Source organism: Microvirga sp. VF16 (genome assembly GCF_016864375.1).
Classification (GTDB): Bacteria; Pseudomonadota; Alphaproteobacteria; order Rhizobiales; family Beijerinckiaceae; genus Microvirga.
The window spans coordinates 3,201,557-3,225,260 of sequence record NZ_CP069354.1 but is presented as its reverse complement, the minus strand read 5'-3'; the positions used below and the strand labels follow the sequence as shown (position 1 = coordinate 3,225,260).

General features: G+C 60.3%; 17 protein-coding genes and 1 pseudogene. 8 read left to right on the top strand and 10 right to left on the bottom strand.

Going from position 1 to position 23,704, the window contains the following annotated elements; translation table 11 throughout:
* Positions 1-258 precede the first annotated feature (258 nt).
* The 5 genes from pdhA to JO965_RS14945 form a co-directional block, all read right to left on the bottom strand.
* The gene (pdhA, locus tag JO965_RS14965; protein ID WP_203439678.1) at positions 259-1,236 is read right to left on the bottom strand and encodes a pyruvate dehydrogenase (acetyl-transferring) E1 component subunit alpha; all 978 of its coding nucleotides are present in this window, start codon (positions 1,234-1,236) and stop codon (positions 259-261) included.
* 72 nt (positions 1,237-1,308) lie between these two features.
* The gene (nuoF, locus tag JO965_RS14960) at positions 1,309-2,604 is read right to left on the bottom strand and encodes an NADH-quinone oxidoreductase subunit NuoF (RefSeq protein ID WP_203439677.1); all 1,296 of its coding nucleotides are present in this window, start codon (positions 2,602-2,604) and stop codon (positions 1,309-1,311) included.
* A gap of 1,355 nt (positions 2,605-3,959) precedes the next feature.
* Positions 3,960-4,112, bottom strand: coding sequence for a hypothetical protein (locus JO965_RS14955; protein WP_203439676.1), 153 nt, complete (start codon positions 4,110-4,112; stop codon positions 3,960-3,962).
* Positions 4,105-5,763, bottom strand: a complete 1,659-nt coding sequence (locus JO965_RS14950; RefSeq protein ID WP_203439675.1) for an acetolactate synthase large subunit — start codon at positions 5,761-5,763, stop codon at positions 4,105-4,107. The genes JO965_RS14955 and JO965_RS14950 overlap by 8 nt, the downstream gene beginning before the upstream one ends.
* Positions 5,764-6,066: 303 nt before the next feature.
* Positions 6,067-7,935, bottom strand: coding sequence for an alpha/beta hydrolase (locus JO965_RS14945; protein WP_203439674.1), 1,869 nt, complete (start codon positions 7,933-7,935; stop codon positions 6,067-6,069).
* Positions 7,936-8,321: 386 nt separating this feature from the next.
* Here JO965_RS14945 and JO965_RS14940 point away from each other — a divergent pair.
* The 4 genes and pseudogenes from JO965_RS14940 (at position 8,322) to JO965_RS14920 (ending at position 12,460) form a co-directional block, all read left to right on the top strand.
* Positions 8,322-9,802: pseudogene (locus tag JO965_RS14940) on the top strand (PAS domain S-box protein).
* Between the two features lie 158 nt (positions 9,803-9,960).
* A complete protein-coding gene (locus JO965_RS14930) occupies positions 9,961-11,574 on the top strand; it encodes an MBL fold metallo-hydrolase (protein ID WP_203439672.1) in 1,614 nt (537 codons plus the stop codon).
* A gap of 164 nt (positions 11,575-11,738) precedes the next feature.
* On the top strand, positions 11,739-12,146 hold the full coding sequence (locus tag JO965_RS14925; protein ID WP_203439671.1) for a hypothetical protein: 408 nt from the start codon (positions 11,739-11,741) through the stop codon (positions 12,144-12,146).
* A gap of 50 nt (positions 12,147-12,196) precedes the next feature.
* Positions 12,197-12,460 carry a cytochrome c gene (locus tag JO965_RS14920; protein WP_203439670.1) on the top strand — a complete coding sequence of 88 codons (264 nt, stop codon included), beginning with the start codon at positions 12,197-12,199 and terminating at the stop codon, positions 12,458-12,460.
* Between the two features lie 35 nt (positions 12,461-12,495).
* On the opposite strand, the gene JO965_RS14915 is transcribed toward JO965_RS14920, so the two are convergent.
* Genes JO965_RS14915 through JO965_RS14905 form a run of 3 tightly spaced genes read right to left on the bottom strand, consistent with a single transcriptional unit; the run spans position 12,496 to position 14,724 of the window.
* Positions 12,496-13,338: a universal stress protein gene (locus JO965_RS14915; RefSeq protein WP_203439669.1), complete on the bottom strand. Its 843-nt coding sequence runs from the start codon at positions 13,336-13,338 to the stop codon at positions 12,496-12,498.
* A 60-nt stretch (positions 13,339-13,398) separates the two neighbouring features.
* Positions 13,399-14,382, bottom strand: a complete 984-nt coding sequence (locus JO965_RS14910) for a zinc-dependent alcohol dehydrogenase family protein (RefSeq protein ID WP_203439668.1) — start codon at positions 14,380-14,382, stop codon at positions 13,399-13,401.
* A 60-nt stretch (positions 14,383-14,442) separates the two neighbouring features.
* Positions 14,443-14,724: a hypothetical protein gene (locus JO965_RS14905; RefSeq protein ID WP_203439667.1), complete on the bottom strand. Its 282-nt coding sequence runs from the start codon at positions 14,722-14,724 to the stop codon at positions 14,443-14,445.
* Positions 14,725-14,998: 274 nt separating this feature from the next.
* On the opposite strand from JO965_RS14905, the gene JO965_RS14900 reads away from it, so the two are divergent.
* Positions 14,999-15,196 carry a hypothetical protein gene (locus JO965_RS14900; RefSeq protein ID WP_203439666.1) on the top strand — a complete coding sequence of 66 codons (198 nt, stop codon included), beginning with the start codon at positions 14,999-15,001 and terminating at the stop codon, positions 15,194-15,196.
* Positions 15,197-15,508: 312 nt separating this feature from the next.
* Positions 15,509-16,978: a DUF1254 domain-containing protein gene (locus JO965_RS14895; protein WP_203439665.1), complete on the top strand. Its 1,470-nt coding sequence runs from the start codon at positions 15,509-15,511 to the stop codon at positions 16,976-16,978.
* Positions 16,979-17,186: 208 nt separating this feature from the next.
* On the opposite strand, the gene JO965_RS14890 is transcribed toward JO965_RS14895, so the two are convergent.
* Complete coding sequence (locus tag JO965_RS14890) at positions 17,187-18,182, bottom strand: phasin family protein (protein WP_203439664.1); 996 nt, start codon at positions 18,180-18,182, stop codon at positions 17,187-17,189.
* A gap of 641 nt (positions 18,183-18,823) precedes the next feature.
* Between JO965_RS14890 and JO965_RS14885 the strand changes: the two genes are divergently transcribed.
* Both JO965_RS14885 and JO965_RS14880 read left to right on the top strand, forming a co-directional pair.
* Positions 18,824-20,029: an efflux RND transporter periplasmic adaptor subunit gene (locus tag JO965_RS14885; protein WP_203439663.1), complete on the top strand. Its 1,206-nt coding sequence runs from the start codon at positions 18,824-18,826 to the stop codon at positions 20,027-20,029.
* Positions 20,029-23,175 carry an efflux RND transporter permease subunit gene (locus tag JO965_RS14880; RefSeq protein WP_203444195.1) on the top strand — a complete coding sequence of 1,049 codons (3,147 nt, stop codon included), beginning with the start codon at positions 20,029-20,031 and terminating at the stop codon, positions 23,173-23,175. Before JO965_RS14885 ends, JO965_RS14880 begins: the two co-directional genes overlap by 1 nt.
* A gap of 37 nt (positions 23,176-23,212) precedes the next feature.
* Here the strand turns inward: JO965_RS14880 and JO965_RS14875 are convergent, their stop codons facing one another.
* Positions 23,213-23,587, bottom strand: coding sequence for a hypothetical protein (locus JO965_RS14875; RefSeq protein ID WP_203439662.1), 375 nt, complete (start codon positions 23,585-23,587; stop codon positions 23,213-23,215).
* Between the last annotated feature and the right edge of the window lie 117 nt (positions 23,588-23,704).

The window sequence follows — 23,704 nt, the reverse complement described above, 5'->3', positions numbered from 1 at the left end:
ACCGAAGGATCCTCGCGCCATGGCAGGTTAGGTGTATGAGCGACTTGTTGAAATAGGGGCGTTGTTGGATTCAAATGGAGTTCAAGTCTTGCCTTGAGACCCCGCCCTTAGCGCATCGTGCGGACCGGAAAGGCCACGCTAGTGAAAAGTGGACTCGGTTTTCGCTGACGCGGACCTCCGGTTCCGCGTCCAACGATGCGCTCTTCGAGGAGTGGAGCATCGGACCCAAAAGTGAAATCTACTTTTGGGTCCGATGCTCTAGGGTGCCAAGAGCAGAATATCCATGTAGAGCTCGGACGGATCGGGCTCGGGATCGTGCGTGGCGAACTCGGCCGCCTCGTTGACGATCTCGCGCACCTTGCTGTCGATGGCCTTCAACTCGTCCTCCGACAGCTTCCAGGTCTCCAGCAGACGACGGCGCACCTGCTCGATCGGATCGTACTCTTCGCGCATGCGGGTCACTTCGTCCTTCGTGCGATACTTCGCCGGATCGGACATCGAGTGGCCGCGGTAGCGGTAGGTCTGCATCTCGAGGATATACGGGCCCTTGCCGGAGCGGGCATGCTCGATGGCGCGCCGACCGGCGGCATAGACCGCGCGAACGTCCATGCCGTCCACCTGCTCGCCCGGAATGCCGAAGGACAAACCACGCTTCGAGAAATCGGTCTGCGCGGAAGCGCGCGTGACGGCCGTGCCCATGGCATAGCGGTTGTTCTCGATCACGTAGACAACCGGCAGCTTCCAGAGCGCTGCCATGTTAAAGCTCTCGTAGACCTGGCCCTGGTTGGCCGCGCCGTCACCGAAATAGGTCAGGCAGACATTGCCGTTGTCGCGATAGTGGTTGGCGAACGCGATGCCGGTGCCGAGCGACACCTGCGCGCCGACGATGCCGTGGCCGCCATAGAAATGCTTCTCCTTGGAGAACATGTGCATGGAGCCGCCCTTGCCCTTCGACAGACCGCCGCGGCGTCCCGTCAATTCGGCCATGACACCCTTCGCATCCATGCCGCAGGCGAGCATGTGGCCGTGATCGCGATAACCGGTGATCACCTGGTCGCCGTCTTTCGTCGCCATCTGCATGCCGACGACAATGGCTTCCTGGCCGATGTAGAGGTGGCAGAAGCCGCGGATGAGGCCCATGCCGTACATCTGGCCGGACTTCTCCTCGAAGCGCCGGATCAGAAGCATATCGCGGTACGCGTGTAACTCCTGATCCCTATTCAATTTCGGTGCCATGACGTTCTCCGAACGTTCGGTGTCAATTCAGCATCATTGGATTGAGGCCATCCGACAGGGTGGATGGTCGACTTACTCCGCTGCGAGAATTGATTGATGTTCACGCTGGTGCGATGCAATCCGCTCAAGCATCATTGGACGAAAGTGACGGATGAGCCCTTGCACGGGCCAGGCGGCGGCATCTCCAAACGCGCAAATCGTATGGCCTTCCATCTGCCGCGTGACCTGTTCCAGCAAGTCGATCTCGTTCGGATCGGCTCGGCCTTCGACCATCCGGTACATGACCCTCGTCATCCACCCTGTTCCTTCCCGGCAGGGGGTGCACTGGCCGCAGCTTTCGTGCTTGAAGAACGCGCACAGGCGAGCGATGGCAGCGATCAGGTCCGTCGACTTATCCATGACGATGACAGCGGCGGTGCCCAACCCGCTTTTGACATCGCGGAGGCTGTCGAAGTCCATCAGCAACGTATCGCATATGCTCTTCGGCAGAAGCGGCATCGAACCGCCTCCCGGAATGACCGCGAGAAGGTTGTCCCACCCTCCACGCACTCCCCTCGCATAGGTGTCGATCAGTTCGCGCAACGGGATACTCATGGCTTCCTCGACATTGCACGGCCTGTTCACATGGCCGGAAATCGAAAATATCTTGGTGCCTGCGTTGTTCGGTCGGCCAAATCCCGCAAACCACGCGCCTCCCCGTCGCAAGATCGTCGGCACGACTGCGATGGTCTCGACGTTGTTCACCGTCGTCGGACAGCCGTACAGACCGACCCCCGCTGGAAATGGCGGCTTCATCCGGGGCATCGCCTTTTTCCCTTCGAGGCTCTCGAGCAGGCCCGTCTCTTCCCCGGCGATGTAGGCGCCTGCACCACGATGAAGGTAAAGATCGAAGTCCCACCCAGATCCACAGGCGTTTCGCCCGATCAAACCGGCACGGTAGGCCTCGTCAATGGCGTGCTGCAGATGAGCGGCTTCCTCAATAAACTCGCCTCGAATATAGATGTAACAAGTATGCGCACCTATGGCGAACGATGCGAGCAGGCAGCCCTCTATCAGTTTGTGAGGATCATTGCGCAGGATTTCACGGTCCTTACAGGTTCCAGGTTCGGACTCGTCGGCATTGACGACAAGATAGCTGGGCAGATGATCGGATGATTTCGGCATGAAGGACCATTTCAGTCCTGTTGCAAATCCCGCGCCGCCCCGGCCGCGGAGCCCTGACTCCTTGATCTCATTGACAATCCAGTCCCGTCCCTGCGAAAGCAGAACTGATGTCCCATCCCAGTCTCCGCGCAACCGTGCACTGGCGAGCCGCCAATCGTGAAACCCATAGAGGTTGGTGAAAATCCGATCCCGGTCGCTGAGCATGACCAGTTCTCCTCTTGTCCTCTTGTCGTCCGAAGTCGTTATGAAGACGAAGCAAGCGTACTAGCCCCCCGATCACCCAAGGGGTTACACCGCTATCGGCCCATACTGTGCCGGGTTCCTCGATCAGAACGCGTGCATTCTCTCTACTCGACTGGCTCCGAGACGAGGTGAGTGCCGCCTGCATTAATGCCGGCCACTATTGGGCGTGAGATCCTCCATGGCTGCTACATACCACCCTTGGCGCCATAGCGGCCGGCATACTTGAAACTGGCTTGCGAAAGGTCAGTCTCCAGTCCGCAAACTGGTCTGCTGCCTATTCCCAGCGGATCATGTCGCATGCCGGGTCTCCAGGATCGGGACGACCAAATTCAGCCTGAGAAGCGCCATTTCCAACGTCTGTGAGCTTATCATCAAGCCGCCATCGCCACAAACCGCAGGCATGTGGTGCACCAAGAACGTTGCACCAGTGCCATCATGGCATTGTCCGATCGAGAACCATCGCTTTTCATGTTCTTCTCCTGTGCTGTGCGAAAGCATACTCCCTGCTAAGATTCCCGATTGCGCAGGCGGTCGGACAGCCGAAATCCTTCACTCGATATCCATGCGCTCGGCCGGATTTCACGCCGCTGCGGCGAGCGGCGGCGCGCGGAAGCTGATCGCCAGGCAGTTGTAGGCATTCATCAGGCATGCGGCGATCTTGCCGCCGCCATGGGCTACAAAACAGGGCCAAGAACAAGCGAAACGACTGTACCATCCGTTGTGGTCTTAAAGTCCATGCAAGGGAATGAACGGTCGGGCATCGTTGCCTAACGGATTTTATGCACTCTATGTAGGTTCTCGGCTCAGCCTGATCACGTCCGCCCAACGCCCGCTTTTTGAAGCAAGCCAATCTTCGCCATACATGATAGATTCGGTTGGCCCGGGTTCAATCACCGGGGGATCCCAATGCCATCGTATCGCGATACGACTGCGCGCTGAGACGGCCAAAATTAGGTTCAATGCAGCTTGATAACGACCGCCGGAATGGAAGAGCAGCGGTTCAATCTGTAGCTGTCACTGATGGTGGCCCGGCGGCATCGGTCACAACCTGCCTCAAGAAGCGTCGCAGGTATTCGCTGAGGCCATGGTTGACATCGACCGCGCTTGAGCGGCGTCAGGTCACATCGCTGGTGAGCGTTAAGGCTGACCGAGGAGCCTGATGGGTTCCTGAGGCGCTGTGGTTGAGGGGGCGGGGTTCTGGCCAATGTTCAGGCGGCCACCGACAATGTCAAAGCTTTCCCAGTCCGAGAACTTCTCATTGCCTCTGAGCCACTTCAATTCGCCCTCGATGAGGAAGGGCACGACATTGATGCGCGTTACGGTCTCCTCCTCGGAGCTGATGAAACCGTAACGCGCTTGTCCTTGAACAGCCGCCTGGCGATTGCAGCCCTCTCCTCGAACGCGGTTGCGTCACCGCCGTCGAGTTGGGTGATCGGTGCTCGATCGAACACTTGGACGACTTCAATCATTCTGGCCTCCACTCGTCTGGACACGATCACGCAATTCTTCGACAAGGACCCGTATGTTCTCCGAGTAATCCACCGGCACGGCGACAAGGTGAATGCCTCCGCCAGCAAAGGCGGCCTCCAGCGTCGGGGCGAGATCATCGGGGCCCTCCACCCGGCTGCCCTTGACGCCATAGGCCTTGGCGTAGGCCACGAAGTCGGGATTGCCGAAGGTCAGGCCGAAGTCGGAATACCCGTCCACGGCCTGCTTCCGGCGGATCATCCCATAGGCGTTGTCCTGCAGGACAAGCACCACCAGATTGAGTTTAAGACGCGCCGCCGTTTCCAGCTCCTGGGAGTTCATCATGAACCCGCCATCCCCACAGACCGCGAGAACGCGGCGTTCGGGGTAGAGCAGGGCCGCCGTCATGGCCGAAGGCAGGCCGGCGCCCATGGTGGCGAGCGCATTGTCGAGCAGAAGCGTGTTGGCGACCCGGGTGCGATAGTTGCGGGCGAACCAGATCTTGTACATGCCGTTGTCGAGGCAGACGATGCCGTCCTCCGGCATTGCCTTCCGCACGTCGTGCACGATGCGCTGCGGGGTCGGCGGATAGCGGCTCTCCTCCGCCCGATCGGCGATCCGGGCCAGGATCTCCTCTCGCAGGCCAAGCAGCGCGCCTGCGTTGGGCAGCTGACCTTCGAGACGGTCGGCCAGCAGCCCGAGGCTCGGCCCGACGTCGCCCACTACCTCGGCATGGGGGAAAAAGACCTCCTCGACCGTCGCCGGCAGGTAACCCACATGCAGGACGGTCGGTCCCTTCGGGCCCATCAGGAAGGGCGGTTTTTCGACCGTGTCGTGGCCGATTGCGACGATCAGATCGGCGCGGTCGATCGCCCGGTGCACATGATCGCGCTCCGAAAGGGCGGCGGTGCCCAGGTACAACCCGGACCCACCGGACACCGATCCCTTGCCCATCTGCGTGTTGAAGAACGGGATCTGCAGACGCCTCACGAAGTCCGACAACGCCTCCGCCAGGCGCGGGCGGCTCGCGGCGGCGCCGAGCATCACCAGCGGCCGCTCGGCCTTAAGGATAAGTTCGGCGGCCCGATCCAGGGCCTCCGGCGGAGCAACGGGCAGATCGATCGGGTGAGGCGGCACCGGTGATGAAACCGAGGCTACCGTTTCCGCAGCAATGTCCTCCGGCAGTTCGAGGTGGACTGGTCCTGGACGCTCCTGCTGGGCCACCCGGAAGGCCTCCCGCACAGCCGTGGGGATCGTCGCTGGGCTGACAATCTGGCGCGCCATCTTGGTCAGCGGCGTCATGGTCGCGACCATGTCCACGATCTGGAAGCGCGCCTGTTTCCGGCTCAGGATACTCTTCTGGCCCGTGATCATGACCATCGGCATCGCGCCGAGCAGCGCATAGGCCGCGCCCGTGGTGAGGTTGAGCGCGCCTGGGCCAAGCGTGGACAGGCAGACCCCTGGCTGACCGGTCAGCCGGCCATGCGTCGCCGCCATGAAGGCGGCCGCCTGCTCGTGGCGGGTCAGCACCAGTTCGATGGAGGATTGTCGCAGCGCCTCGACAAGGTCGAGGTTCTCTTCTCCGGGAACTCCGAAGATCCGGTCCACGCCTTCGTTCTCCAAAGCGGATACAAGCAGTTCTGCGCCGTTCATGGATACACTCCTCAAGCTGGCCTCGGACATCAGACGGGACCTGTTGGCCGGGGCGTGACGACCCCAAGTGCGTCGGACCAGGAGAACAATTTTGCGTCCTGGACGTCGAGTCCCTCGTTCTCCACAGGCACTGACTGATATTCAAACTTGCGAAATGGAGCGCTTTCCTCGTCAAGGAAAATCGGGATCCTCGAACCTGGCGCTACGACCCGCCAGCCGCAGCGCTCTTATCGGCGAATGCAGATCTGAAATGTCAATGACGTATCCCTATCAGGCGGCAACGTCCTGAAGACGATGGAGGCATCACGCCTTCAGCACATAAGTGCCGGGTGCATCGCAGAGGGCAGGGTAGCCCAGGGCCGGCGCTCCCAACATCGGCGGGTCCGTGAGTTCGCCGGAATGCGAATCCAGCCAGCGGATCCATTCCGGCCACCATGAGCCCTCGAAACGAGGCGCGATCTTGACCCACGTGTCAGGATCCAGGTAGTGACCGACGGCGGACCGCGTCAGCACCTGGAAGTGTCCACCGGTTCTGTTCGGATCGGCCACGATACCGGCGTTATGCCCGCCGGTGGTGAGAAGGAATGTCACGTCGGTGTCGGCGAGCAGATGGATCTTGAACGTGGAACGCCATGGTGCCACGTGATCCCGCTCGGTGCCGACTGCAAAGATAGGGACGCGAATATCGCTGATGGCGATGGGACGACCGTCGACCTGGAAGCGTCCTTCGGCCAGGTCGTTGTTGAGGAAGAGCTGTCGCAGGTAATCCGCATGCATGCGATAAGGCATACGTGTCGCGTCGGCGTTCCAGGCCATGATATCGTTCAGGGGCGTGCGCTCGCCCATCAAATAATGCCGAATGAGTCGCGACCAGATCAGGTCGTTCGAGCGTAGAAGCTGGAAGGCACCGGCCATCTGCCGGGTGTCGAGATAGCCCTGACTTCGCATCAGGTCTTCGAGGAAGTGAAGTTGGCTCTCGTTGATGAACAGAGTGAGCTCGCCGGCCTCGCGGAAATCGGCCTGCGCCGCCAGGAGCGACAGCGTTGCCAGACGTTTGTCGCCGTCCCGGGCCATGGCGGCTGCGGCGATGGAGAGAAGCGTGCCGCCAAGACAGTATCCGACCGCATGAACTTTTTGATCGGGCACGACGGCATTCACCGTATCGAGCGCCGCCATCACTCCGAGCTTCCGGTAGTCGTCAAGGCCGAGATCGCGATCCTCGGCACTCGGGTTCTTCCAGGAGATGATGAACACCGTGAAGCCCTGGTCGGTGAGATAGCGAACCAATGAGTTTTCGGGCGAAAGATCCAGAATGTAGTATTTCATGATCCAGGCCGGCACGATCAGGATCGGCTCCGGCCGAACCTTTTCGGTCGTCGGATTGTATTGGATCAGTTCGATAAGACTGTTGTGATAAATCACCTTGCCGGGTGTGACGGCCACGTCGCATCCGGGCTGGAAGGTCTCTGCGCCGGCCGGAGGCTTCGAGCGGACGATCCGCTCCCAATCGTCCAGGAAATTGCGAAGACCCTGAACAAGGTTCTGCCCACCCGTTTCCAGAATGCGCCGCTGCACGACGGGATTGGTTGCGATGAAATTCGACGGGGAGGCCATATCGAGGATCTGACGCATGATGAACTCGACGACCGCCTGATGCTGTTTGGTGACGCCATCGATATCGGTCGTGGCGTTGTCCCACCATTGTTGCTGCAGCAGGAAGCTTTGTTGAAAGAGATTGAATGGCCACCGCCGCCATTCCTTTTCCATAAAGCGGCGATCCTGAGGTAGCGGTTCGATGCACGGCTCACCTGTGCCGCCATCGATCGCACACCGGGAGGCGAACTGCATCAGTCGAGCCCATTTGCGAGCGCCTCTCGTGGCGAGTTCGACCTGCTTGCCCGGAGAGATGGCAAGGTGCGCGGTCCAGTCCATGAATGCGTCGACAATGGCCGCCGGCGACAGGCCTGCGGTAAGGCGCGCAAGACCGGCATGGGTGGTGTGGTCGAGGGCATCCCGGAGTTGATGGAGCTCTGCGTCGTCCCAGGATTCGAGCGAAACGGTTGGCGCCGAGATCGAGTCGCTCACTATCGTCGGATTGGCCATCAGGGCCGGCAGCGTCGTCGGTTGAGATTTGCGGCTCCCCTTGGACGTGGAGGACGTACGAGCCGGCATCTCAACCTCCCAGATTTTGGCCCTCATTCGAAGGCTGATAGCTGTCATACAGTGACAGGCGCTTTTGTTTCACACGGTGCTCGATCAAAGGATCGATTCCAATTTGGTCTAGATCATGGTCGACACCGGCAGTGCGAGCTGTCGTGTTTCAACAGGGGCGCAAAGCCCGATCATCGTTCCATCATCACGTCACAGGGCAGAACAAGTCGTGGACCGACAATAATATGTTGCTGCAGTGAATAAGTGGAAGATGCAAAAGGTGGGTAAGTACAAATACTTAATTTGCCGCTTACAGCTTGTTATGCATTTCGCTCCACCATGAAAGAGGAGGCTGTGCGCAATCTTATGGTTATTTTTATCGAGTCTTGCGTTCCGGAGGGAAGGTTATGTTGGGTTTATTGTCTCAATCGCAATTTGAAATCAAGGCTAAACTTGAGGCTCTCAATAGGGTTCAAGCCGTTATTGAGTTTAATCTCGATGGGACGATCATTACGGCCAATGAGAACTTTCTCCGCACGGTCGGCTACTCTCTTCCCGAAATTCAAGGCAAACATCACAGCATGTTCGTCGAGCCAGCGTTTCGCGAGACGGCTGCCTATGCGGAATTCTGGCGAAGGCTGAAGGTAGGAGAGTATCAAGCAGCTCGCTACAAGCGTTTCGGCAAGGGCGGCAAGGAGGTCTGGATCGAAGCCAGCTACAACCCTCTGCTCGGCCGCGACGGCAGGCCTTTCAAGATCGTCAAATTCGCGACAGATATTACGAAGCAGATGGAGGAGCAGGCGGAGCTGAAGGGGCAGGTCGAGGCGATTGGAAAATCGCAGGCTGTGATCTCGTTCGATCTCGATGGACATATTCTCGATGCGAACGCGAATTTTCTCGCGGCTGTCGGGTATATCCTTCCGGAAATTCAGGGCAAGCATCATAGCATGTTCGTGGAGCCAGGGATGCGGACCAGCCCGGAATATCTGGAGTTCTGGCGCCGGTTGAAGAATGGCGAGTTCCAGGCGGCCCAGTACAAACGGATCGGCAAAGGCGGGCGGGAGATCTGGATCGAGGCCAGCTATAATCCGATCCTCGATGCAAGCGGGCGCCCCTACAAAGTCGTGAAATATGCAACCGATGTGACACAGCAGGTCAGCCTGCTGATCAATCTAAGGGGCATGATCGAGACCAACTTTGGTGAAATCGACGCGGCTGTCGGCGCTTCTACTCAGGAGGCGCGTTCCGCGAACCAGGCCGCGGCCGAAACATCCAGCAATGTGCAGATGATGGCGTCCGCCGCCGAGGAATTGGCCGCTTCGGTGCGCGAAATCGCCCAGAGCATGGCGACCTCTCGCACGGCGACTGATGTCGCGTTCGCCGAGGCTAGAAGCGCAAATGAATATACCGACAAACTTTCATCCGCGACAGAGGCGATGGGGGTATCATCAGCCTCATCCAGAGCATCGCCGGGCAGATCAACCTCCTGGCTCTGAATGCGACGATCGAATCCGCCCGGGCGGGCGAGGCCGGCAGAGGATTTGCGGTGGTTGCGAGCGAAGTGAAGAACCTGGCATCCCAGGCTGCGCGGGCGACCGAGCAAATCTCCACGGAAATCGATGCCGTTCGGAGCGTATCGAATGGCGTTGTCGAGGCATTGACGAAAATCCGCGACTCCGTTGAAACCATGCGAAATCACGTGATCGGAGCGGCAACTGCGGTCGAAGAGCAAAGCGCGGTCACGCAGGAAATGTCGTCCAACATGCAGGATGCATCCCAGGCCGTGACGCTCATCGCCAGCAATATCGGAGCCATATCGGCGGCGGTTGGAAGAGTTTCGCAGGCTGTCGGAACAACGAAGGAGGCCGCGCGGGTCCTCGCCCGATAGGACGCTTCGGATGATTGAAGAGGTCGCGCGTCTCGCCCTTTGATCTCTGTGTCAGAGCGGCGGGAACGGCCTGTTTCGAGCTGTTTTGGGATAGATCAATCCGGGCCGCACAGGTGTGATATACAGGGAGGTGATCTTTCTGGTGCAGTCTTCAATTTATGAGGGAGGCTTCCTTGTCGCTCCGCCTTCATTTCTACGGTGCCGCCCGAACCGTCACAGGTTCCTGTTTCCTGCTCGAGACGGAGGCGGCCCGCGTCCTTATCGATTGCGGAATGTTCCAGGGATCCAAATCCGAGCGGGAACTCAATTATCAGCATTTCCCGTTCCGCCCGGCCGGGATCGATGCGCTTTGCCTCACCCATGCCCATATCGACCATAGCGGTCTCGTGCCGAAACTCGTGAAGGCAGGCTTCGACGGGCCGATCTATGCAACAGCCGGAACGAGGGATCTGGCATCCATCATGCTTCCGGATTCCGGATATATCCAGGAGATCGAGGTCAATCAGCTCAACCGGCGCAACAGCCGCCGGGGCATGCCGACGGTTTCGCCCATCTATACGGCGGAGGACGCGCTTGCCTCCCTCGAACAATTTCGCCCCGTGCCTTACGGCCACTGGCAGCCGGTCGCTCCGGGCATTCAGGCACGCTACTGGAATGCGGGCCATCTGCTGGGCTCGGCTTCCATCGAGGTCGAGGTGAAATCCGGTGGGGGCAAGGAAAAGCCGGTCCGTCTTCTGTTTTCAGGCGATATCGGGCCCGATCACAAGCTTCTGCAGCCGGATCCGGACGGGCCGCGCGATCTCGATTATGTGGTTCTCGAATCCACCTACGGCGACACGGATCGGGCCGGAACAACCATTGAGCATCGGCGGCGAATGCTTCGCGACGAGGTCCGCGCGGCCATGCATCCGAGCGGGGCTCTCCTCACCCCGTCCTTCGCGGTGGAGCGAACGCAGGAGCTCCTCGTCGATCTGATGGAGCTGATGGAAGCGGGCGAATTGCCGGATATTCCGATTTTCATCGACTCTCCGTTGGCCTCTAAAGCCAGCGCTATCTTCAAGCAGCATGCCGGTGAGCTCAGGAACGGCTCCGATCTGGTGCAGGCCCTGGATTCGCGGTGGGTCCGCTTTACTGAGAGTGTCGAGCAGAGCAAGGCCATTGACCGCATTCACAGTTTTCACATCATCATCGCGGCAAGTGGCATGTGCGAGGCGGGCCGGATACGCCATCACCTGAAGGCATGGCTCTGGCGGGACGAGGCAACCGTGCTTTTCGTCGGTTTCCAGGCTCAGGGGACCCTCGGACGGATACTGCAGGACGGTGCCTCGAAGGTCAGGATCCACGGCGAGGAGATCAAAGTTCGCGCCCGCATGCGGACCCTGGATCTTTATTCCGGCCATGCGGATGGGCCGGAGCTGAAAGCTTGGTTGTCGGACCGGCTTCCGGTCCGACGAGGGGTCTTCCTTGTCCACGGTGAGGATCCTGCCCTGAAGGCGCTGCAATCATCTCTCGACGATCTCGGCCAGGTCCCTCATGCAACGATCCCTGAGATCGACGATGTCTATGATCTGACAGGGGACAGAGCCGTTCGTGTCGAGCGTCGCGAGCAGCGCCTTGCTGGCACAAGTGCCGGACATCGTGATTGGCACAATGATTATGCGGAGCTGCTTCTCGAGATCGACGGCGCTCTCGAGGCGGCTGCCGACAAAAGGGCAAAGGCCGTCATCATCCGGCGCATCCGGCAGTCCTTGATGGATGAAGCGCGAGAGTAGACGATCCGGCGAAGCATATCGGGTGCGAGGAGTTGGAAATCGACGTTTCCCGCTCCTCACCCAGCGTATTATTGATTAGAATCAAAGCAGCAGAACGATCCAACTCTAAGCTTTGCCACATTGGTCAGGCCTATGAGGGACCCGCTTGGATTCGGGAGGGACAATTGCTCCACCACATCACGCTTCATCTCGCCCGCAGCAAGCAGTTCCCGGAAGGCAGTGCGCGTTATGGCTACGAGCTGACCGCGCCTCTCGATGAGGAGGGGCGGCTGGACCAAGAGGAATGGGCGCGCAAACGAGCTCTCTGCCGGGTTCGCCGCTTCTGGGCCGACGAGGGCGAGCGGCAGGGCGTGCTGGTGCATCGATCGGGCGGAGCCGGCGGAGCGACCTGGATGATCGACTACAACCAGGACCGGGCCGGCGATGAGGAGGCAGGCTATCGGCTCAACCAGCACCGTTTTGTTGAAGGCGAATACGTCACCATCCAGGATGAGGACGACAAGCCCTATACGTTCGAGGTCGTCTCGGTCCGAAATGCTGAACCGTCGCCAGCGGAAGGGCGCCGATTGTGAGGCGTCTGGCGTTCTGCTGCGTTGCCCTCGTCCTTGGATCCTCGACGGTCATGGCCCAGTCCGGGCGCATTCAGCGCGGGTTGGCCTTCGCTCAGACCAACTGCGCCCAATGTCACGCCATTGGCCGCGTAGGGGACAGCCCTGTTCCCGAGGCGCCGCCGTTTCGGACGCTGCATACCCGTTATCCCATCGAAGATCTGGCCGAAGCCTTCGCGGAGGGGATCACGACGGGGCATCCCTCCATGCCCCAGTTCCAGCTCGATCCGGCCCAGATCAACGATCTTATCGCCTATCTGAATTCCATTCAGGGCTAAGCTGCGCTGAGGATGTCCTTTTGCAGGCCAACCTTTCAGTAAGAGAGGAAAAGGGGCACCGGGCTATTTTTGAGCAGCGATTGTGTCGTGCCGCCCAGAAGCAACTCGCGCAGACGCGAATGCACATAGGCGCCCATGACGATCATGTCGGCGCGCGTCAGACGGACATGGTTGCGCAGCGTTTCGGCGACATCGCCATCCAAGGCAGGCAGATTCAGGACGCTTACATTGATGCCGTGTCGCGTGAGATGCGGAGCGATTTCCGGTCCTGGCACCGTATGGGCCAGATCCTTCTCGCCGGTGACGCTGACCAACTCGACCTCTGAGGCGGCTCTAAATAGTGGCAGAGCGTCATTGAGCGCGCGGGCTGCCTTGGCACTGCCATCCCACGCCACGACAATCCTGTTTCCCGCAAAAGCTTCTCGCCCAGGAGGCACGACGACGAGAGGACGGCCGCTCTCGGTGAGTATTGCCTCGATCAGCCCCCGATCGACAGCAAGGGAAATCGGTTCGGAATCAAGAACCGTCAGGTCATGAGTTCTGGCGAGGGAGGTGAAGCTTTTGACCAGATCGGGATAGGCCAATTGGGGCGCCTGGGTCGTACAGGCGACGCCCGATGCGGCGGCTGCGCGCTGGGATGTGTCCGCCACGGCATTCGCAAGAGCATCCAGCCGGCGGTTCTCAGCGGCGACGAGACCTTCCGCGATGCTGCTGATGAAGGCGTGCGTGAGCGTCAGTTTCAGCGATGCGGCCTGGACAGTCACGTGGGCGCTCGCCTCCCGGGCGAGCGAGAGCCCATAGGCCAGAGCGGAGGATCTCTCTTCGGGATCTCCTTCCTCGGTGATGCCGATCAGGATGCTGTGGATGTTCTGGAGCATGGAGTTCTCCTTGTGGCGACACGAGATACGCGCCCTGCAACTCTGTTGTTCGGCTTCGCATCAAGGCACCAGAACGGCTGCGCCCTGCAGATGTCCTGATCGAAGATCCGCCAAAGCCACATTGGCGGCCTCCAGCGGATAGCGCGTCGTTTGCGTTCCGATCTGCGCCCTTGGCGCGATAGACAGGAAGTCGCGGGCATCCTGCCGGGTCAGGTTTGCGACCGACAGGATCTGACGTTCCTCCCAGAGGAGTCGGTAGGGAAACTGCGGAATGTCGCTCATGTGGATTCCACCACAGACGACGCGCCCGCTCTTTCGCACCGCCTGGAGCGCTTGTGGCACAAGGTCGCCGACGGGCGCGAAGATGATCGCCGCATCTAGTCGCTCGGGCGGTTCCTGATCGGAGCCGCCAGCCCAGACAGCGCCGAGCGAGCGTGCGAAGTCCTGCGACGCGACATCGTCCGGGCGCGTGAAAGCGAAGACATGCCGACCTTGCCAGAGGCAAACCTGGGTGACGATATGGGCCGCTGCTCCGAAGCCGAAAATGCCGATCCTTTCACCCGGTCCGGCGGCGACGAGGGAGCGCCAGCCGATCAGCCCGGCGCAGAGCAGGGGGGCGAGGGCAATGGGATCGCCATCGTCCGGCATCTCGAAGGCGTAGGCCGCATCGGCAATTACGTAGGATGCAAACCCGCCGTCACGGGTATAACCGGTGAACAGCGGATGGTCGCAAAGGTTCTCATGGCCTGAGACGCAATAGGAGCAACGTCCGCAGGTGTGGCCTAGCCAGGGGATTCCAACACGCTCGCCGAGGACGCGATTGGTGACACCTGCTCCGAGGGCATCGACCCGTCCCACGATTTCATGGCCGGGAACGATGGGAAGCTTGGGATTGGGCAGATCTCCGTCGACGACGTGGAGGTCGGTGCGGCAAACGGCACAGGCTTCCACCGCAACGCGAATCTCATACGTGGCCGGCGAGGGCAGCGGACGCTCCTCGCAGATCAAGGGCGTGCGCGTCCTATGCAGAGTCATTGCCCGCATGGAGAAATCTTTCCGTGTCGGAGATCCTGGGCGAGCGGAGCGATACCTTTCGCTATCCGTTCAGCTGAAGGTCGCGTCGATCCGCTCCCGCAGTGTCATGAGTTCCTGGATATAGGGTGCTCGCCGTTCCCGATGCTGGTGCCAAAGGCTTGCAATCATGTCGCTTTTGCGCCCTTCGTCGGCCTCGCTGTGCTTGATGGCCTCGAGGTTTTTCTCATAGGCGACATCAATGTCGGCAAGATCAGCCAGAACCGTTTGGAGTAGCGGAAGAATATCAGGTGAATAAAACCTGTCCCTGTTCGACACCTTCTGGAGATGGGAATGCTGGACATTCATGGCCATAGCTTCCTCCGGTGGTATTCTGAAACTTAGAAAGCTTGAGCTTCCTTCGGGTCGTTAACTTAAATTAAGTACATCACTTTGGTGAGGATTAGGCAGCTTGGCTTTCTAAAGGCGGGGCTTTGCCTGTACCCTGAAAAGATGGTCTGATAGCTTGACTGGATCGTCATTGATCCAAATCAAACACGCGTGTGGAATGCCCACCGTAATGTTTGTCCTGGCCCAAGACCAATCTGTCGAAAACGAAGGGCCGGAAGCGGAACCCGTGGAGGCGCTCATGATCAGCTGGATCGTTCGGATATTGATGATTGCAGCCGGTGTCGTGACAAGTTGGTTTGTGGCCAAAGACGCCCCAATCTTCGGAGTGGCTCAGGTGATGGTGGCTCTCCTTCTGCTCACGTTCGTCGTCGCGGTCCTGGCGTTCTGGCCGCATCGCTGGACGATCGCCCTAAACCGCTTCCAGAAAAGTCAGTGACCGAATGGACGCGGCATTCGAGAGTATAGGCCCTGGCTGTTCATTGGATCTGTCTGTTCTATGGAAAAAGCTGGACTATCGCGGTACGCGTGATGCCGTCTTTCAGGGTTTTCCTGCATCATCTTCAGGGAAGGCCCTGATCCGCTTGGAAGGTGGAGCGTGCTAAGCTGTTGTTGCGATGAGCGTCAGGCCAGCAACCGGTGCGTCCCACAGCAGTAACATCGCAGCGCGCCACATCACTCCCTCACATCGCGGCGGGCCCCATTGGCTTCAGCACCGTGATGCGCGGGTACCTTTCAGGAGCGTCCATCCATGTTACCGCTTCTCAATCACTCCAGGAGTCTCCTTGGCTCGGTAGTTCTGGCGAGCCTCGTCGGGATCGGCGGAGCCACCACAAGCGCTTTCGCCATCACCGAGCAGGAGGCCCAGGACATCGCCGTCGAGGCCTATGTGTATTTCTATCCGATCGTCAGCTTGGATGTGACGCGCAAGCAATTCACCAACCTGGAACCCGGCAAGGTCATCGGCCGGGGCCCGATGAACATGTTCAACAATGTTCCGACCTATCCGCCGGGCGACGACAAGGGCGTGGTCCGCTACAACTTCGACACACTCTATTCATCCGCCTTCCTCGATCTCACCAAGGAGCCGATGGTGGTCTCGGTGCCGGATACGGGGGGGCGCTACTACCTGCTGCCGATGCTCGACATGTGGACGGATGTGTTCGCCTCACCGGGCTGGCGCACCACAGGAACCAAGGCCGGCGAGTATCTGATCGCACCGGTCACTTGGCGGCCCGATCTGCGCGAGCGCTTCGACGAGTTCCGCCTGCCCGCCGGCACGCAGCGCATCGATGCCCCGACGCCGATCGTGTGGATCATCGGCCGCACCAAGACAGACGGCCCGGCCGATTACGATGCGGTTCACAAGATCCAGGCAGGCTACAAGATCACGCCCCTGTCCGAATGGGGGAAGACCCCGAAGGCTCCCGAGGTGAAGATCGATCCGAACATCGACATGAAGACGCCGCCAAAGGTGCAGGTCGATACGATGCCGCCGCTGAGGTACTTCGCCTATGCGGCGGACCTCCTGAAGCTCGCCGGCCCCCATCTGACCGATGAGCCGATCATCGCGCGCATGAAGCAGATCGGTATCGAGGCGGGCAAGAGCTTTGACGCCGAGAAGATCGATCCGGTCGTCAGAAAGGCGCTCGAAGCCGCGCCGGAGACCGCTCAGAAGCTCATGGAATGGAAGGTCAGGACGCTCGCCCGTGTCACGAATGGCTGGTCCATGAACACGGACACGATGGGCGTCTACGGCAATTATTATCTCAAGCGGGCCATCGTTTCGCAGCTCGGGCTCGGAGCCAATCTGCCGGAGGACGCAATCTATCCCATGAACCTCGCCGACGACACGGGCCGGCCGCTCGATGGTGCGAACAAGTACACGCTCCACTTCGAGAAGGGCCAGATCCCGCCGGCCGCGGCCTTCTGGTCACTGACGCTCTACGACAGCGAAGGCTTCCAGGTGCCGAACAGCCTCAACCGCTTCGCCCTGAGCAGCTGGATGCCGCTCAAGTACAATGGGGATGGCTCCCTGGACCTGTACTTGCAGAACGAAAGCCCCGGACAGGGCAAGGAGGCCAACTGGCTTCCCGCGCCGAAAGGACCGTTCAACGTAATGCTGCGGCTCTATGCTCCCCGGTCGGACGCCCTGACCGGCAAGTGGAACCCGCCGCCCGTGACGAAGCTCGAAACCACATCGAGTATCACCGCGCAGTGAATGGCCGTTGAGAGCACCGGAGCTTCGGCTCCGGCGCCGCCTTGAGAAGTTTTGGATCGGGGCAACCCAGGAAGTAAAAGGTCGCCGGAAGGTCCGGCTTCAGACCTCTCGGAGACCTTTAGTGCATCGTGCGGAAAAGTGGACCCGGTTTTCCGCACCGAACATGCGCTGCTTAAGGGATTGATCCGATGCTCTAGCGCAATCGGGATCAAGCGGCGCGACTGACCCGCTGTCCCGCCTGCTTCGCCTGGAGCGTCGCAGTCCGCGTCGCTTCGTCGGCCACCTGAATCGTAAGTTCGGCAATGCGCCGGCTGTTGTCGACGGTCTGCTCCAGGTTGTCCCGGATGAGCGAGCTTTGAACCGCAACAAGGTCGTTTACGGATCGGCAGCGGGCGAGGGCATTCCACCCTTCGAGATTCGTTTGCAGGCGCTTCTGACTTAACTCGAACCATTCCCGTGAGACGTCCTGGAAGCCTCGCACCAGGACCGTATTGGATTGAGCCATGGCCTTGAATTTCTCCGATGCCTCTTCGGCGAGTCCGCGAGATTCCCCACCGGAGCGACTGAACATCTGCATCGCTTGACCTGTCGAGCTGCGGGCCAATTCAGAGAACGCTCCGAAGCTGTTCTCTACGACCTGTTGCATCGCCTGGGCGATGCTTTGCGCGTTCTTCGTTCCTGCGCGCACGGTATCGGCAAGGTCGCCGGCCACGCTTTGGACTGTTTCGATCTGCTCACGGGTGCGCTGGGCTTCAGACCGTTTCGTTTCGTCAATCGCTGCCACTGCATTCTCCACTTTCTCGACGACCGCTTCCGCCTCGTCTTCACTCAGAACCTTGAGCACGGCTGGAAGCAGTTCCTTCCTGTCATCCCGAATATGCTGCTGGAACACTGTCCTCAGCTCGGCCACCTTGCTGAGAAACTCGCCGCTGTCCTTGGGCATGCGCTCCAAGTCCGTCAGAAGCGCAGCGGTTTCCTCATTGTCGTCGATAGCCTGCCGCACAAGATCCTCCATCCCGTGCCGGCGAAGGACCGGCAGGAGATGCTGTTCCTGAAGGGTTGCTAAAAGCTTCAACTCCTCCTTCAGGTCGGCGAACAGACGCTCGCGGGTTTTGACGGCGCTGTCGGACGTTGAGAGGAGCTTCTCAAAGAGTTCGCGTGCCCGGTCAGGCGGCGCTTGGGTGATTTTTCGTGTGGTCATCATCCGTTCTCGAGGTTCAGATAGGACATGATTCAGCATTGAACGCAGACGTTCAGGCACTGATAACGGGGAAGAAATCTCGCTTAATGCTGGAGGCCCAAGGGCCAGGGGGCAAAGAGGTTCGGTCGCCTCCACAGGACGAAATGATCCTGTGTGGCGAGATCCAGGTTCGCGTCTTTTTCCAGAAGTACGATTTGAGCTTCGATGGCTTTGAGCTCTCGCTCGAGCTTGGCAGTGCGCCGAGGCTCAGAGGAAGTGGGCTTTCTTTTCCTGCTCTTCATTCAGCACTCCATGGTCCGGCACAGCCCATGACTTTCTATGAAGATATGGGAAGCGCACGGATGGCCATGATTGTGCCCCCTGCGATGTGTTCATTCTGTGTTTGAGGCGAATGATACCGGAGCGCGGCCGTTCGTCTGTCAGAAACCCGACACAAGGAAAGATTTTGTTAACACACGTTAAAGTGCCGCAGTATGCTGACGACAGGTGCTTTCGAGGCCGGAAGCCGAATGCAGCGGAACTCGCGTACAGCCAAGGTGTTCTGCTTCAGGTCGGAGATCTGCTGCCTATGGCTCGCCCTTGGCGTCGACGAAGGTCGGCTCCTTCGATGGGGCAGCCCGCCTCAAAAAATTATGGAGGGCAAGGTGGTCAAACGCATCCTCCTCATCGCCGTCGCCGGTCTGGTTCTCGCGGCAGGCGTCTACTTCTTCCTATTCCGCTCTCAACAGCCGCCTTCGCAACAGGCATCGGGGGCTTCCGCGTTGCCAACGCCCCAGGTTGGAATCATCGTGGTGCAGCCGGCCGAAGTGCCATACCCGGTAGACTATGCAGGCCGGGTCTCCGGCTTTCGCGATATTGAAGTCCGCGCGCGCGTCGGTGGGCTCCTCCTCCAACGCGAATTTGACGAGGGGGCGCGGGTCGCGCAGGACCAGGTGCTCTTCCGGATCGATCCCGCCCCCTATCAGGTGGCGCTGAGCCGGGCGGAGGCCCAGCTGCTGCAGGCTCAGGCGGCTGTCCGCCAAGCGGAGGAGAATTTCAACCGTGTAGACCAGCTCGTTCGCCGCGGCGTGTCCACAGATGCGCAGCTCCAGGATGCCCGCTCCCAGAGGGATCAATCTCGGGCCGGCGTCCAGCTCGCCGAAGCGGAGATCCAGCATGCCAAGCTCAACCTGGGCTACACGACGGTGACCGCGCCCGGAACTGGGATCACGGCACTGGAGTCGCCGCCGGTCGGCGCGCTCATTCAGGCACAGCAGACACTTCTGACCACGATCTCCCAGATCGATCCGGCCTATGTGAACTTCTCCTTCACCGATGAGGAAAACAGGGCGTTCCGCGTCTTGAACGAGAGGCGGGAAAAGCCACTCTCCGAAAAGGATCTGAAGGTCGAGCTGCAATTTGCCACTCAGACGAAATATTCACAGACCGGGAGGATCGATACTGCTGCCCAGCGAGTCGATCTCCAAACCGGGACGATTCAGGCGAGGGCCGTCTTTCCCAATCCGGATAATGTATTGCTGCCGGGTCAGTTTGTCAGGGTGCGACTGATCGGCATAACCTTGCCCGATGCGATCGTCGTCCCGCAACAGGCTGTCAGCCAGGGGCCGCAGGGACCTCTTGTCTATGTTCTGGGCGAGAACGATGTGGCACAGGCGCGCCCGATCCGCTTGGGCCCTGAGCTCGTAGCGGGCTGGGTGGTGCGGGAAGGCCTGAAGGGTGGCGAAAGCGTGATCGTCGATGGTGTGATCCGCGTCCGGCCAGGCCAGCCCGTCAGGCCGGTGCACATGGATCCTCCGGTCGTGCAGACCACAGGCACCCCGAGTGCCCCCACAGCGGGGGCACGGCCATGATTTCGAAACTCTTCATCGACCGCCCGATCTTTGCCTCGGTCATCTCCATCGCGATCGTGCTCATCGGCCTGATCGCCATGCGGGTTCTGCCGGTTGCGCAATATCCTGAGATCGTTCCGCCTCAAGTCGTGGTCTCGGCGACCTATCCGGGGGCGAGCGCCGAGACTATTGCCGAGACCGTCGCTGCTCCGTTGGAGCAGCAGGTCAACGGGGTCGAGGACATGATCTACATGCAATCGACCTCGACTGGCTCGGGGACCATGAGCCTGTCGGTCTACTTCCAGACCGGCACGGATGCCGACCAAGCCACCATCAACGTCAACAATCGCGTTCAACGCGGGATGGCGGTCCTGCCTGAAGAGGTGCGACGGCAGGGCGTGACGGTGACCAAGCGATCATCCTCGATCCTGCAGATCGTGACTTTGTCCTCGCCCGACCGGCGCTTCGATACGATCTACATTTCCAATTACGCGCTTATCAACATCATCGACGAGTTGCGTCGCACTCCCGGTGTCGGCGACGCCTCCCTTTTCGGCGCATCGGATTATTCCATGCGCATCTGGCTTCGTCCCGACAAGGTCGCGCAGTACAATCTGACCCCTGGAGACGTTGCCGCCGCTGTCCGCGAGCAGAACGCGCAATTCGCCGCCGGGCGCTTCGCGGAAGAGCCGACACCGAGCCGGCAGGCTTTCACCTATTCCGTCACGACCCAGGGCCGCTTCGCGGATCCCCGGGAATTCGAGCAGATCGTCCTGCGCTCCGATGAAAACGGCGGTGCGCTGCGGCTGAAGGATGTGGCGCGGGTCGAACTCGGTTCGCTGAATTATTCCACCGTAGCGACCCTGAACGGGTCTCCGACGGTGCCGATCGGGATCTATCTCCAGCCCGGCGCCAATGCGCTCGATGTCTCCGGGGCTGTCGATGCGGCGATGAACCGGCTCGCGCAGCGCTTCCCCGACGGGCTGCGCTACGATGTTCCCTACAACACAACGAAGTTTATCGAGGTCTCCATCGACGAGGTGGTCAAGACCTTCATCGAGGCCATCGTGCTTGTCGTGCTCGTGGTGTTTCTCTTCCTGCAGAACTGGCGCGCGACGCTGATCCCGCTTCTGGCCGTGCCGGTTTCCATCGTCGGCACTTTCGCTGGCATGTATGCGCTCGGCTTCTCGGTCAACCTCCTCACGCTTTTCGGCCTTATCCTTGCCATCGGCATCGTGGTCGACGATGCCATCATCGTGCTGGAGAACGTCGAACGCATCATGTCGACCGAGCATAAGGCGCCACGGGAAGCAGCTATTCAGGCCATGCAGGAGGTGAGCGGGCCGGTGATCGCGGTCGTGCTCGTCCTCTGCGCCGTCTTCATCCCGGTATCCTTCCTCGGAGGCCTCGCAGGCGAGCTCTACCGGCAGTTTGCCGTGACCATCGCGGTATCGGTGGTAATCTCCGGCATCGTGGCGCTCACGTTGACTCCCGCTCTATGCGCGCTTCTCCTCAAGGAGGGGCACAGCGAGCCGTGGCTTCCATTCCGCGTCTTCAACCGGGGCTTCGATTGGGTGACGCGCACCTTCACCTCGGGGACGGCCTTCTTCCTGCGCCACGCCGCAATCGCTCTTCTGCTCATCGGCGGCATGCTTGGCGCCACCTGGTGGCTGTTCGAGCGGGTGCCCGGCGGGCTTGTGCCGGCGGAGGATCTGGGAAATCTCTTCGTCGTGACGGCGTTGCCGCCTGCAGCCTCCCTCGACCGCACCCTCGACATTACCGCGAAGGTGAGCGAGGAGCTGAAGCGGAATCCCGCCGTCGCCGACGTTGTGACGATTGCCGGGTTCGATCTGCTGTCCAATGCGCAGAAGACCAATTCCGGCGTATCCTTCGTGACCCTCACGGATTGGTCGGAGCGGACCGATCCCCGGCTCGATGCGCGCAATCTCGCTCCGGCTTTTGCGGCTCTCAACGTGAATTTCCGTGATGGAATCGTCTTCGGCTTCAACCCGCCGCCGATCACGGGCATGAGCACGACCGGCGGCTTCGAATTCTACCTGCAGGACCGCTCGGGCGGCTCTCTTGAGAGTCTCTCGCAGGCGGCGCAACAGGTGGTTCAGGCCGCCCGGCAGCGGCCGGAACTCTCAGGCGTCTCCACGACCTTCAACACGAACGTGCCGCAGTACCGGATCGATGTCGACCGCGACAAGGCAAAGGCGCTCGGCGTTCCGATCTCGGAAATCTTCGCCACGATGCAGAGTACGTTCGGCAGCTTTTACGTCAACGATTTCACTCTGTTCGGACGTACCTATCGGGTGAGCCTCTCCTCCGAGCCCGAATTCCGAATGACGCCGAACGATCTGCAATACGTGTACGTTCGCTCCGACAGGGGCACCATGGTTCCGCTCAATGTCCTTCTGTCCACCGTTCGCATCGTCGGTCCGGATGTGGTGGACCGGTTCAATGTGTTTCCGGCTGCGAAGATTCAAGGCAATCCGGCGCCGGGATATTCCTCGGGGCAGGCGATCGCCGCAATCGATCAGATCGTGTCGCAGAACCTGTCCTCCGACTATTCCATCGGTTGGGTCGGATCGGCCTATCAGGAACTGCAATCGGCAGGAACCGGATCGCAGGGGTTCCTCTTGGGTCTCGTGATGGTGTTTCTGATCCTGGCGGCGCAATATGAGCGCTGGTCCTTGCCATTTGCCGTCATCACGGCCGTGCCGTTTGCTGTCTTCGGCGCCATCTTGGCCATCTGGCTGCGCGGCATCGAGAACGACATCTATTTCCAGGTCGGGCTTGTCACCCTCATCGGGTTGGCGGCCAAGAATGCGATCCTGATCGTCGAATTCGCGGCCGAGCGCTACAGGGCAGGGGAAACCGTCTACGATGCCGCCATGGATGCGGCGCGCCTGCGCTTCCGTCCCATCGTGATGACGTCGCTCGCCTTCATCCTGGGCGTTGTGCCGCTGGCGATCTCGACGGGTGCCGGTTCGGCAAGTCGGCACTCGGTAGGCACCGGCGTCATCGGCGGCATGCTGGCTGCGACCTTCCTCGCTATTCTCTTCGTGCCGCTGTTCTTCCGTCTGGTGACGCGGGAGCGGAAACAGGCCGACAAGGCAGCCGGCCCGGTGATGCCTGAATCCGCACCAGCGAAAGAGGTTTAGAGCCGAGGGCCGGGCGCTGGTAACAGCGCCCGGATCGTCAGCGCCTGCGCAGCCGCTCGATGGCCTCCTTGTGCGCGGCAGGATCGACATCGTACTCCTCGGCGAGACGCTCGATTTCGCCCTGCCTCTCTTCAGGAGACAGCTTTGGGCTGAGGCTTGCGACCGCAGCCAGGAAGGAAGCGCCTGCAAAAACCGGGTCCCGGCGTCTCGCGGTCTGCTCCCGTTCCTTCTTCAACTCCGCCTGACGCTGCTTGTAGGTTTCGAGAGGTCCGAGCGCTCGCACGGCGCGATTGCGCAGGGCCGGGATCGGAAGACCGTGCTCCTCGGCAATGTCAGGCAGGGCCTGTTCCGGGTCCTCACCGGCCATCAGGGCTTCGGCAAGTTCTTCTAGTGCGGATACGAACGGATCCATAATGGCCCCCTTCAAATGATTTTATCATCAACGGATGGTGATCCGTTCGGTTCTGGGCAAAATGTTGCCCGTGGCTCTGCCTGACCAATAATCCTTACGATCGATTCTCGCCCGCCC

What these genes read in the sequence shown, in the direction of transcription:
- pdhA (WP_203439678.1), bottom strand. Translation starts at nt 1,236, where the DNA reads ATGGCACCGAAATTGAATAGGGATCAGGAGTTACACGCGTACCGCGAT.
- nuoF (WP_203439677.1), bottom strand. Translation starts at nt 2,604, where the DNA reads ATGCTCAGCGACCGGGATCGGATTTTCACCAACCTCTATGGGTTTCAC.
- JO965_RS14955 (WP_203439676.1), bottom strand. Translation starts at nt 4,112, where the DNA reads ATGATTGAAGTCGTCCAAGTGTTCGATCGAGCACCGATCACCCAACTC.
- JO965_RS14950 (WP_203439675.1), bottom strand. Translation starts at nt 5,763, where the DNA reads ATGAACGGCGCAGAACTGCTTGTATCCGCTTTGGAGAACGAAGGCGTG.
- JO965_RS14945 (WP_203439674.1), bottom strand. Translation starts at nt 7,935, where the DNA reads ATGCCGGCTCGTACGTCCTCCACGTCCAAGGGGAGCCGCAAATCTCAA.
- JO965_RS14930 (WP_203439672.1), top strand. Translation starts at nt 9,961, where the DNA reads ATGAGGGAGGCTTCCTTGTCGCTCCGCCTTCATTTCTACGGTGCCGCC.
- JO965_RS14920 (WP_203439670.1), top strand. Translation starts at nt 12,197, where the DNA reads ATGGCCCAGTCCGGGCGCATTCAGCGCGGGTTGGCCTTCGCTCAGACC.
- JO965_RS14915 (WP_203439669.1), bottom strand. Translation starts at nt 13,338, where the DNA reads ATGCTCCAGAACATCCACAGCATCCTGATCGGCATCACCGAGGAAGGA.
- JO965_RS14910 (WP_203439668.1), bottom strand. Translation starts at nt 14,382, where the DNA reads ATGCGGGCAATGACTCTGCATAGGACGCGCACGCCCTTGATCTGCGAG.
- JO965_RS14905 (WP_203439667.1), bottom strand. Translation starts at nt 14,724, where the DNA reads ATGGCCATGAATGTCCAGCATTCCCATCTCCAGAAGGTGTCGAACAGG.
- JO965_RS14900 (WP_203439666.1), top strand. Translation starts at nt 14,999, where the DNA reads ATGATCAGCTGGATCGTTCGGATATTGATGATTGCAGCCGGTGTCGTG.
- JO965_RS14895 (WP_203439665.1), top strand. Translation starts at nt 15,509, where the DNA reads ATGTTACCGCTTCTCAATCACTCCAGGAGTCTCCTTGGCTCGGTAGTT.
- JO965_RS14890 (WP_203439664.1), bottom strand. Translation starts at nt 18,182, where the DNA reads ATGATGACCACACGAAAAATCACCCAAGCGCCGCCTGACCGGGCACGC.
- JO965_RS14875 (WP_203439662.1), bottom strand. Translation starts at nt 23,587, where the DNA reads ATGGATCCGTTCGTATCCGCACTAGAAGAACTTGCCGAAGCCCTGATG.